This is a genomic window from Algoriphagus sp. (assembly GCF_024642405.1).
In the GTDB taxonomy this organism is placed as follows: Bacteria; Bacteroidota; Bacteroidia; order Cytophagales; family Cyclobacteriaceae; genus Algoriphagus.
This window is the reverse complement of sequence record NZ_JAHEBC010000123.1, coordinates 1-10,721: the sequence shown is the minus strand read 5'-3', so window position 1 is coordinate 10,721 and position 10,721 is coordinate 1. Positions and strand designations below refer to the sequence as shown.

The following is a 10,721-nucleotide window of genomic DNA, read 5'->3' as shown; positions in this document are numbered from 1 at the left end:
GTAAACGCGTTGGTGAAATCACCCCAACGACCATAGAAGAAGCTTCTAATCTAATTGGTATCTCCTTTAATATTTCAGAAAAAGACAGTATGATTAGCAACCTGGAAAATCAGCTGTCAAATTATGAAACTCTTCGTAAGGTTGAACTAGATAACTCAGTAGCACCAGCTTTGGTTTTTAATCCTCTCCCAAAAGGATTTACTCCTGATTTGAATCAATATCCATTTGAATGGGGACTTCCGGAATCAGTAAGTCTACCCGAGAAAGAGTCTGATATTGCCTATCTGCCAGTCCATGAGCTAGCGGTATTAATCAAATCAAAAAAGATAAGTAGTGAGCGGCTGACAAAAATTTACCTTGATCGGATAAAAACGTATTCAGATACCCTGCAGTGTTTAATTACCCTTATGGAAGATTCTGCATTGGAAAAAGCGCGTACAATGGACCAGGAAATTTCTTCCGGCAAATACAGAGGTCCTCTTCATGGCATTCCCTATGGGATCAAAGATTTGTTGGCTGTAAAAGGTACTAAAACTACTTGGGGTGCAATGCCTTATAAAGATCAGGAAATAGACCTTACTGCTACTGTAGTCAATAAGCTAAACGATGCTGGCGGAGTATTGGTAGGTAAATTTACTTTGGGTGCATTGGCTATGGGAGATGTTTGGTATGGAGGTAAAACAAAAAACCCTTGGAATCTTAATCAGGGTTCCAGTGGATCTTCTGCTGGATCTGCTTCGGCAGTTAGTGCCGGATTGGTACCATTTGCCATTGGGACTGAAACCTTAGGATCGATAGTCTCGCCTTCCACAAGAAACGGGGTCACTGGATTGAGACCTACCTATGGAAGAGTTAGTAAGCATGGTGCAATGGCTTTGAGTTGGTCAATGGATAAAATTGGGCCAATTTCAAGATCTGCATTAGATGATGGAATTGTGCTTTCTATCATTAATGGGCCGGATAATAATGATGCAAGTACCATTGCTTCAGCTTTTAATTATGATGCAAAAAAATCAATTAAAGACCTGAAGGTAGGTTATTTTAAATCTTATTTTGAAGGGGAAAGAGCCAGTAAAAATGATCAGGCTGTTCTGGATTTGCTAAAAAAAGAAGGTATAGAATTACATCCTTTAGAATTAAAAACTAGCATAGATGCCGGTCCGATCGTTATGATGCTGATGGTGGAAGGCGCTGCAGCATTTGACGAATTGACACGTTTGGGTTGGGATGATCAGCTAGTTGCCCAGAACAAAGGTGCCTGGCCAAACTCTTTCCGGGCAGCACGTTTTATTCCTGCTGTAGAATACGTTCAGCTTAGTAGACAGAGAAGTGTTTTGATTCAAGAAATGCATGATTTGATGAAAGAATATGATGTGATCGTAACTCCTTCTTTGGCAGGACCACAATTGAGAATTACGAACTTGACCGGACATCCTGCCCTATGCATGCCAAATGGCTTTAATGAATCTGGAAGTCCTACTTCTATTACTTTATTGGCAAATTTATTTGAGGAAGAAAAATTGATCCTGCTAGGAGATTTTATCCAGAAAAATTCTGATTGGCAAGCTAAAAGGCCACCTATGTTTGACCAATAAAAAAAGGCTCTGGAATTATTCCAGAGCCTTTTTCTAGAATCTTAAAGCACCCAATATTTTTATGTTATTAGGTTTTAGAAACCATATTTTTTGAGTTGTCTCAATGGTGTAATGATCTACCTTTTTTGTGACATTGGAAATATATAATTCCGCATTAGTCACGGAACTATAAAAAGTATTTTCTTTCGCTATTTTGACTTTGACCATGTGTACCTCATCATTGATGATACTGACGGTAATATTTTTCACATCACCTTTGGCATTTGGAAGTAAATCATGAATCAAATATTCATTCTTTACCTTCGTATCATAAGAGGTCACCAGAGAAGATTTGTTGATATCTGCCTCAAAAAAGATATCTAATTCATCTCTCCATTGTTCTTCGTTCAATGTAACCACAACTGTAGTATCAATACCTTGAACTCTGGAAATCTTTGTGACTTTTGCGTCTTCAAGGCCTTTTATAGATTCAGCCATATAACCTTTCAAGTCGAAATAGGGTAATACTTCGAGTTTCTCACCATTATTCTCTCCCACATTGCAAGCCGAAACCCCAATAAGGAAGAACAATAAAATTAATTTGTAATCGATTTTCATCAAGCTAACAAGATTTCTCCAGTCATATCTTTAGGAATATCAATTCCCATAAGTTTTAAAATAGTAGGCGCTAAATCTCCTAATTTTCCATCTTTCACATGTAGTTGATCTTTGTTATCCACCATAATGAAAGGGACTAAATTAGTAGTATGGGCAGTATTTGGTGTACCGTCTTCATTGATCATCATATCACTATTGCCATGATCAGCAATTACAATAATCGTATAACCATTATCTAATGCGGTGGTAATTACACTTTCTGCACATTTATCTACTGCTTCACATGCTTTTACAGCAGCATCGAACACACCTGTATGACCGACCATATCTGCGTTGGCAAAGTTTAGACAAATAAAATCAGCACTTTTCTTCTTTAGCTCCTGGTTTATTTTAGATGCGATTTCAAAAGCGCTCATTTCAGGTTGTAGATCATATGTTGCTACTTTTGGAGATGGGCATAATAATCTGCTTTCACCTTCAAAAACATCTTCACGACCCCCAGAAAAGAAAAAAGTAACATGTGGATACTTTTCTGTTTCAGCGATTCTGATTTGTTTCTTACCCGCATTCGCTAAAACCTCTCCTATCGTATTATTAAGGTTATCTTTCTCAAATAAGACCTTTACTCCTTTGAAAGTATTGTCATACCTAGTGAACGTGATGTAATCAACATCCAGTTTTTTCATATTAAAATCTTCAAAATCCCGCTGTGTAAGCGCTTGCGAAATTTCGCGGCCTCTATCAGTTCGGAAGTTGAAACAAATAACCAAATCTCCTTCTTCAATTTTTGCCAAAGGCTTGTTATCTGAACCTACATGAATGATTGGTCTAATAAATTCATCTGTAACCCCATTCTCATAGGATTTTCTCATAGCTGCTATGATATCTTTTGACTTTTCCCCTTCCCCTTTCACCATAGCATCATATGCTAGTTTCACTCTTTCCCAGCGATTATCTCTATCCATGGCATAGTATCTTCCTACAACAGATGCAATTTTGCCTGAAGAGTCTTTTAAATGAGATTGAAGATCCTCGATATATCCAATACCGCCTTTGGGATCGGTATCTCTTCCGTCTGTGAATGCATGAATAAAGACATTTTCTAAGCCATTGTGTTTTGCGGCATCACAAAGTCCTTTCAAGTGGCTGATGTGTGCGTGGACTCCCCCATCTGAAAGAAGTCCTATAAAATGAGCTTTCTTTTTGGCGGCCTTTGTTTTGGCAAATGCTTCGACAAGAACGGGGTGATTGTCGAGTTCGCCATTCTTGACAGCCAGATTAATTTTTACTAGGTCTTGATATACTACCCGGCCTGCTCCAATATTCATATGACCTACTTCCGAATTACCCATTTGTCCTTCGGGTAATCCAACTGACAAACCTGAGGCATCAAGTTTAGCATGAGGATATTTCGTGTACAAGCTGTCTACAAAGGGAGTATTGGCCTTATCTATTGCAGATACTGAAGGATTGGTGGCTATTCCCCAGCCATCCAAAATCATTAAAAGTACTTTCTTGTCCATGGAGCAAATATATTAATTTTCGACCCAATCCCGACTTTAATACTAATTCTGGCAGAATTTGAGGGTTCATTTTGTAAAACTATTTAAGCATCTAAAAGATTCTTTTTTTGGCTTAGTATTTGCCAAGATAGCTTGATGACAATTTTGAACCTATTATTTTCCTTACTCTTGATCTTTCATAGCCCAATGAAAGTTGAGAGGGAAGAATTAACTATTGATTCTGTTGTTTCTGCCATTGAAAGTAATTCGAGCAGTGATCTTGCAAAATTTTTTGAATCCAGTATCTCTTTGAATGTCAATGGACAACAAGGAAGTTATTCAAAGAATCAGGCCGAAATTGTAATCAGAGACTTTTTCAAGAAAAACCCTTCTCTTGGATTTAGCATTGTTTACAGTAGTGAAACAAATCCTAGTTTAAGCTCATTTATTGGAGATTATTTAAGTGAGGAGGGAACTTTCAAAGTTTTTATAAAGGTTTCCCTGCAGGAATCAATTTTGAGAATTTACAGCCTCGAATTTGTAAAAGGTTAGACCATTTTCAAGAAAAAATTCCCTTTCAGCTTTTCAATTTGTCTATTTTTGAAACATGAAACCAGCCTATCTGACGGATGATGCCGTCCAAGCATTTATAAAATCTGCATTTAAGGAAGATATTGGCCCAGGAGATTATTCTTCTCTTGCATCTATTCCAGAAGGCAAGACGGGACAAGCTCAACTCATCATTAAAGCAGATGGGATTATAGCAGGGCTTGAGTTGGCAGAAAGAATTTTTAAAGCTTATGATCCAGAGTTAGAAGTAGAGTTATTAATATCCGATGGAGATTCCGTTAAATATGGAGACATAGGCTTAATTGTAAAGGGATCTTCAGCTTCCATCTTATCATCAGAGCGTTTGGTTTTGAATTGCATGCAAAGGATGTCTGGGATAGCGACCTTGACTCATCGACTTACTGAGAAAATTCTGCATACCAAAGCTCGATTGATGGATACCCGAAAGACTACTCCCAATTTTCGATTAATGGAAAAATGGGCTGTTCATATTGGTGGAGGAATCAATCATCGATTTGCCTTATATGATATGGTAATGTTGAAGGATAATCATGTGGACTTTGCAGGAGGAATTAAAGCTGCTATCACAAGAACTATTGAATATTTAAAATCCAATAAGCTAGACTTGAAAATAGAGGTGGAAACACGAAATCTAGAAGAAGTCGCAGAAGTTATTGAAGTGGGAGGGGTAGATTATGTCATGCTTGATAATATGAATTATGAAACTATGAAGGAGGCGGTAAAAATGATAGGTAATAAATTTAAGACTGAAGCCTCAGGTGGGATAACAGAAGAAATGTTGGTGGAAGTTGCCGAATGTGGGGTAGATTTTATCTCAATGGGCGCCTTAACTCATTCAGTTCAGAGCATGGATATTAGTCTAAAAGCATTTTAAAAAGTATTTATTCAAGCTGGCTTGGTTTGTGTGTTCCACTAATTGAAAAACTTAAAATCAATCATGAAAAACCTATTATACATCATTTCAATTTTTGTACTAATTTCTTGTAGCTCCAAATCTTATCCAGATGCAAAATGGGAAAATAAGCAATGGACAGTAATTGAAATGATGGGAGTTCCTGTTCAAACTTCTGGTACGCCTCAGGATGCGCATTTGGTTTTTGATTCCGATGATCAGCAAATCTCTGGTTCTGGAAGTTGTAATAGAATTTTTGGGCCTTATGAAATTGGAAAGAAAAATACCTTGAAATTTGGAAATATTGGGGTCACTATGATGGCATGTCAGAACACAGCCTTTGAGAATAAATTTTTGGAAACTTTAAAATCTGTAAGGTATTTTCAGCAAACAGGAGGTCAACTATTATTAAAAAACGGGGAAAAAGACATCATTCTAAAACTACAATAGCCTAGAGCCATTTTTTCTTGTGAAAGTATAATAGCATCCCTATTACCGCTATCCCCATTCCTCCGACCACATAGAAATAACCATTTTCCCAATGTAATTCGGGCATATTGTCAAAGTTCATCCCGTAAACTCCTGCGATAAAACTCAAAGGAATAAAAATGGTTGAAATGATGGTCAACACCTTCATGATATTGTTCATTCGGTTTGAAAGGCTATTCATGTACAAATCCAAAACTCCTGAGGACATATCACGAAAAACCTCCATTGTTTCTATAACCTGAATCGTATTTTCATATAAGTCCCGAATGAAAGGTCTGGTTTCAGGACTGATTTTATGCTCTGCATACTTGTCAAATGATCCTATGACTTCGCGTAAAGGATAAACTGTACGGCGTAAATCCATCATTTCTCTTCTTTGAAGGTAAAGTGCGTTTAGGGTTTCATTTCCGGGCTGAGTCATCGCCTGAGATTCCAGATTTTCGATACGTTCTCCTACATTTTCCATCACGATAAAGTAATTGTCAATTACGGCATCTAGTAAGGCATAAAGCAAATAATCTGCTCCACGTTGTCGAATTGTCCTTTTAGAATCCAAAAGTCTATCTCTTACAAACTGAAAAACATCTCCTTTTTTTTCTTGAAAGGTAATCAAGGCATTTTCATGAAAGACAAAGCTTACCTGCTCTTCATCAATCGGATCTTCTGGACTTAAGCATTGGATCATTTTTAAAGTAGCAAAAATATAATCTTCAAAAATCTCCATTTTTGGCCTTTGATCTACGCTTAAAATGTCTTCAAGTGTAAGTTTGTGAATCCCAAAAGCCAACCCAATTTTCTCTAAAATTTCTACGTCATGTAATCCAAGTACATCTATCCAAGTAACTTTTTTCTGAAGTTTTAAATGGTCCTCCAATTGATTCAAGTTGATGATTTCCTCATAAAAATCATTTTCATCGTAAGTAATAAAATTGATAAAGACATCTTCTTGCTTCTTGTCTCCTGTAAAAACCAAAGAAGCTGGAGGTAAACCTATTTTGTGGCTTATCTTTTTTTTCTTTTTTGCCTTAAATAACTTTTGGACATTTTTGAGATTGGGTTTTTGAAGGCTCATGCTATTCGCTTTTTTTCAATTTAAGAAAATCTAGGTTTCTTTTTAGTCCACTAAATTTGGTTCTTTTTACGGCAGACTTTTTAAAAATCTTACGAAAAGTTTCTTCTGTGATTTCCTCCCAATCTCTTGAAGTAAAACCTGCTAATTCAGGATGTAATTGGAACCTTGTTTCTTGGTGTGGTTTCGAAAATCTATTCCAGGGACAAACATCTTGGCAAATGTCGCAGCCAAAAGCCCAATTTTCCATCTTTCCTTGGAATTCACTTGGAATTGCCTCCTTCAATTCTATCGTCAAATAAGAAATGCAGCGAGATCCGTCGATGACACCATCTCCAACAATAGCATCTGTAGGGCAAGCATCAATGCAAGCCGTACAGGTTCCACAATAATCTTTTGCCATGGGATTATCAGTTGCTACTTCCAGATCGATGATGAGTTCAGCTAAAAAAAAGAAACTACCCTGTTGCTTATTGAGTAAGAGGCTATTTTTCCCGATCCAACCCAACCCAGCTTTTTGGGCCCATTGCCGCTCCATGATAGGTGCTGAATCCACAAATCCACGACCATCAATTTCCCCAATTTCTTCTCGAAGAATCTCCAAAAATTCATTGAGTTTATCACGAATCACAAAATGATAATCCTCTCCATAGGCGTATTTTGCCAGCTTGATATCAGTTTCTCCTTCGGGTAATTTATTCGCGGGGTAGTAATTGTAAATCAGGGAAACCACTGTTTTGGCCCCTTCCACGAGTTTAGTTGGATCCAATCGTTTGTCGAAGTGATTTGCCAGATAACCCATTTGTCCTTGATAATTCCGGCTGAGCCATTCTTCCAATTTTGGTGCTTCCTTTTCTAAAAAACCAGCTTTGGCTATCCCACAAAAATCAAAACCCAATTTCTTGGCGGTAGATTTGATAATTAGAGCATATTTTTCTGGATGTGTCATAAAAGGAATCCCTATGGAAAATTATCAAAGAATTCTGGTATTTCTAGCGTTTCGGAACATCCTGATACCACTGCTCCTCAAAAGTTTCATTAATTTCGATAGGCGCGGCTAAAACGGACCAAACCATCCATAGAATTAATATTGGCCCTGAAAGAAACAGTAACCAAATCAAAAACATACTCAGATTCAATTGTATAGCAGTGACAAAAATGATGAGGACTCCCGTGACAATCCCCACCGAAATTTGGTAGTTTTTCATCTTTTTTGAGTTTTTGTGTAGTAGATTAAACTCCGAAGGGACTTCACTTGTTATAGAACCTATGAAAGGATTTCGATTCACTCAATATGTACCTCCCCAGGATCCAGAGAAAAATACCTTTGAGAATCTTCTTAATATTTTCCTTCAACTCATCACCATGACAGGTGGTGATGTTGCTGAAGCCTTAAGCTGGTTGACCAATTTGGATAATCGCTATCAGATGACCAATCCCAATTATGGAATAGGTGATTTCATAGAGGATCTTAAAAGCAAAGGATATCTAACTGAAGAAAACCAAAAGGGGGAATTTAAAATCACCGGGAAGGCAGAACAGACCATTCGAAAGTCTGCATTGGAAGAGATTTTTGGGAAGCTAAAGCGAGGAAAATCCGGTCAGCATAAAACCACTCATTCCGGTCAGGGAGAAGAGCGAGGTACCGATAGAAGAGCATATGAGTTTGGGGATAATCTGGATCAGATTGCTTTGACTGATTCTCTAAGAAATGCTCAGGCGAATCATGGTTTTTCTGGAGATTACTTGCTTACGGAAGGTGATCTGGAAGTTCAGGAAACGGAATATCGTTCCCAGACATCCACGGTGCTGATGATCGATATTTCCCATTCCATGATTTTGTATGGAGAAGATCGGATCACACCAGCAAAGAAAGTAGCGATGGCTTTGGCAGAATTGATCAAAACCCGCTACCCTAAAGATACTTTGGATATTATCGTATTTGGAAATGATGCCTGGCAGATCGAAATAAAGGACTTACCCTACCTGCAAGTTGGGCCCTACCATACGAATACCGTTGCTGGATTAGAATTGGCCATGGATTTATTGCGCAGAAGAAAGAATCCCAACAAACAGATTTTCATGATCACGGATGGCAAACCTACCTGTCTGAAAGTGGGAATCAAATATTATAAAAATGCATTTGGTATTGATAGCAAAATCTTAAGTGAGACATTGAAGCTTGCAGCACAATGCCGAAAATTGAAAATCCCTGTGACAACCTTTATGATTGCTTCGGATCCGTATCTGAAGGAATTTGTGAAAGAATTTACCAAAGTGAATAATGGGAATGCCTATTACAGCAGCTTGAAAGGGCTTGGCGACCTAATTTTTGAAGATTATAGACGAAACAGAACAAAACGCTTTTAAGCAAAATGGACTACCACAAACTGACACCAAAAGAACTCACCAAAATTAAAACTTTAGGACAGCTCAAAGCAGCTGGTTACGAACCAAAATCCATCAAAGAAGAACTTCGCGATAATTTGATTCTCAAAATCAAAGCGAAGGAGAATGTTTTTGAAGGAATCTGGGGCTATGAGGATACTGTGATCCCGGATATTGAAAGAGCGATTTTGTCTAGACACAATATCAATTTGCTCGGATTGAGGGGCCAGGCCAAAACAAGGATTGCTCGTATGATGACCCATCTTTTAGATGAATATGTTCCAGTGGTTCTGGGATCAGAATTGAATGATGATCCATTGCAGCCTTTGACAACATTTTCAAAAGATTTGATTCATGAAAGGGGTGATGATACTCCGATTGATTGGTGGCATCGGTCTGAACGATATACCGAGAAATTGGCAACTCCAGATGTTTCTGTTGCCGATTTGATCGGAGATGTGGATCCTATTAAGGCTGCTACCATGAAATTGAGTTATAATGATGAGCGCGTGATTCATTATGGGTTAGTGCCAAGATCGCATCGTTCCATTTTTGTGATCAATGAATTGCCTGATTTACAGGCGAGAATTCAGGTGGCTTTGTTTAATATCCTTCAGGAGGGCGATATACAGATCCGAGGTTTCAAATTGAGATTACCACTCGATATTCAATTTGTTTTCACTGCTAATCCAGAAGATTATACTAATAGAGGTAGCATTGTTACTCCATTAAAAGATAGGATTGAAAGTCAAATCATTACTCATTATCCAAAATCCATTGAAATAGGAAGGAAAATCACTTTGCAGGAAGCCAATATGAAAGGCAAGCCTGTAGAAAACATTTATGTGCCCGAATTGATGAAAGACTTGATTGAGCAGATTGCTATCGAGGCAAGGGCGTCCGAATTTGTCGATGAGAAAAGTGGGGTATCGGCTAGATTGACAATTTCAGCTTATGAAAATTTGATTTCAGCAGCAGAGCGCAGATTATATATGAATGGTGAAACCAAAACCATGGTGAGGATTGCTGATTTGATCGGAGTTATTCCGGCGATTACAGGTAAGGTAGAATTGGTCTACGAGGGTGAACAAGAAGGTGCTGGAATTGTGGCCTATAGTTTAATTGGAAAGGCGATCCGCTCTCAGTTTATCAATTATTTCCCTTCACCAGAGCAAAAGAAAAAGTCCAAAGAAGGAAATCCATATGTAAAACCATTAGCTTGGTTTGGAGAAGGAAACGAGTTGGATATCTTGGCTTCCCAATCCGATAAGGATTATAAAACTGCACTTCAATCAGTGCCAGGATTAGAAGAAGTAGTCACGGAGATGGTAAAAGCTTTACCAGAAAAAGAGAAAGAATTCTATATGGAATTTGCACTCCATGGTTTAGCAGAATATTCTCAACTAAGTAAAAAACTTTTGGAAACAGGATTGAAATTTAAGGACCTTTTTAGTTCTATGTTTGACATGGGGCCTGGTGATCCAGATGATTATGAGGAAGACGATTTGTAATCTGTTAACCGCAGAGTCGCAAAGGGCGCAGAGTTTTTTGATAGAACTTTGCGCCTTTTGTGTTATTGAAGCAAATCCCTTTTACAA

The 10,721-nt window shown here is 37.9% G+C and carries 11 protein-coding genes; 6 read left to right on the top strand and 5 right to left on the bottom strand.

The window, feature by feature from the left end; genetic code table 11:
* Positions 1–1,595, top strand: a 1,595-nt coding sequence (locus Q0L68_RS10885) for an amidase (protein WP_296702849.1), incomplete at its 5' end; no start/stop codon positions are given.
* Between the two features lie 33 nt (positions 1,596–1,628).
* On the opposite strand, the gene Q0L68_RS10880 is transcribed toward Q0L68_RS10885, so the two are convergent.
* Both Q0L68_RS10880 and gpmI read right to left on the bottom strand, forming a co-directional pair.
* Entirely contained in the window at positions 1,629–2,192 is a 564-nt protein-coding gene (locus tag Q0L68_RS10880) for a hypothetical protein (protein ID WP_296702846.1), read from the bottom strand.
* On the bottom strand, positions 2,192–3,715 hold the full coding sequence (gpmI, locus tag Q0L68_RS10875; RefSeq protein WP_296702844.1) for a 2,3-bisphosphoglycerate-independent phosphoglycerate mutase: 1,524 nt from the start codon (positions 3,713–3,715) through the stop codon (positions 2,192–2,194). The genes Q0L68_RS10880 and gpmI overlap by 1 nt, the downstream gene beginning before the upstream one ends.
* Before the next feature lie 186 nt (positions 3,716–3,901).
* Between gpmI and Q0L68_RS10870 the strand changes: the two genes are divergently transcribed.
* The 3 genes from Q0L68_RS10870 to Q0L68_RS10860 all read left to right on the top strand — a co-directional run bounded on the left by Q0L68_RS10870 (position 3,902) and on the right by Q0L68_RS10860 (position 5,627).
* The gene (locus Q0L68_RS10870) at positions 3,902–4,246 is read left to right on the top strand and encodes a DUF4783 domain-containing protein (protein WP_296702841.1); all 345 of its coding nucleotides are present in this window, start codon (positions 3,902–3,904) and stop codon (positions 4,244–4,246) included.
* Positions 4,247–4,301: 55 nt separating this feature from the next.
* A complete protein-coding gene (gene nadC / locus Q0L68_RS10865; RefSeq protein WP_296702838.1) occupies positions 4,302–5,159 on the top strand; it encodes a carboxylating nicotinate-nucleotide diphosphorylase in 858 nt (285 codons plus the stop codon).
* 63 nt (positions 5,160–5,222) lie between these two features.
* Complete coding sequence (locus Q0L68_RS10860; protein ID WP_296702836.1) at positions 5,223–5,627, top strand: META domain-containing protein; 405 nt, start codon at positions 5,223–5,225, stop codon at positions 5,625–5,627.
* Position 5,628: 1 nt separating this feature from the next.
* Here the strand turns inward: Q0L68_RS10860 and corA are convergent, their stop codons facing one another.
* The 3 genes from corA to Q0L68_RS10845 are packed head-to-tail and all read right to left on the bottom strand — an operon-like array spanning position 5,629 to position 7,943.
* Complete coding sequence (gene corA / locus Q0L68_RS10855; protein ID WP_296702832.1) at positions 5,629–6,738, bottom strand: magnesium/cobalt transporter CorA; 1,110 nt, start codon at positions 6,736–6,738, stop codon at positions 5,629–5,631.
* Between the two features lies 1 nt (position 6,739).
* Positions 6,740–7,684 (bottom strand): tRNA epoxyqueuosine(34) reductase QueG, encoded by a 945-nt coding sequence (gene queG, locus Q0L68_RS10850; RefSeq protein ID WP_296702830.1) that lies wholly within the window; start codon positions 7,682–7,684, stop codon positions 6,740–6,742.
* 43 nt (positions 7,685–7,727) lie between these two features.
* A complete protein-coding gene (locus Q0L68_RS10845) occupies positions 7,728–7,943 on the bottom strand; it encodes a hypothetical protein (protein ID WP_296702827.1) in 216 nt (71 codons plus the stop codon).
* A gap of 61 nt (positions 7,944–8,004) precedes the next feature.
* On the opposite strand from Q0L68_RS10845, the gene Q0L68_RS10840 reads away from it, so the two are divergent.
* Both Q0L68_RS10840 and Q0L68_RS10835 read left to right on the top strand, forming a co-directional pair.
* Positions 8,005–9,105, top strand: coding sequence for a VWA domain-containing protein (locus Q0L68_RS10840; protein ID WP_296702824.1), 1,101 nt, complete (start codon positions 8,005–8,007; stop codon positions 9,103–9,105).
* Between the two features lie 5 nt (positions 9,106–9,110).
* The gene (locus Q0L68_RS10835; protein ID WP_296702822.1) at positions 9,111–10,634 is read left to right on the top strand and encodes a magnesium chelatase; all 1,524 of its coding nucleotides are present in this window, start codon (positions 9,111–9,113) and stop codon (positions 10,632–10,634) included.
* Positions 10,635–10,721: the final 87 nt, after the last annotated feature.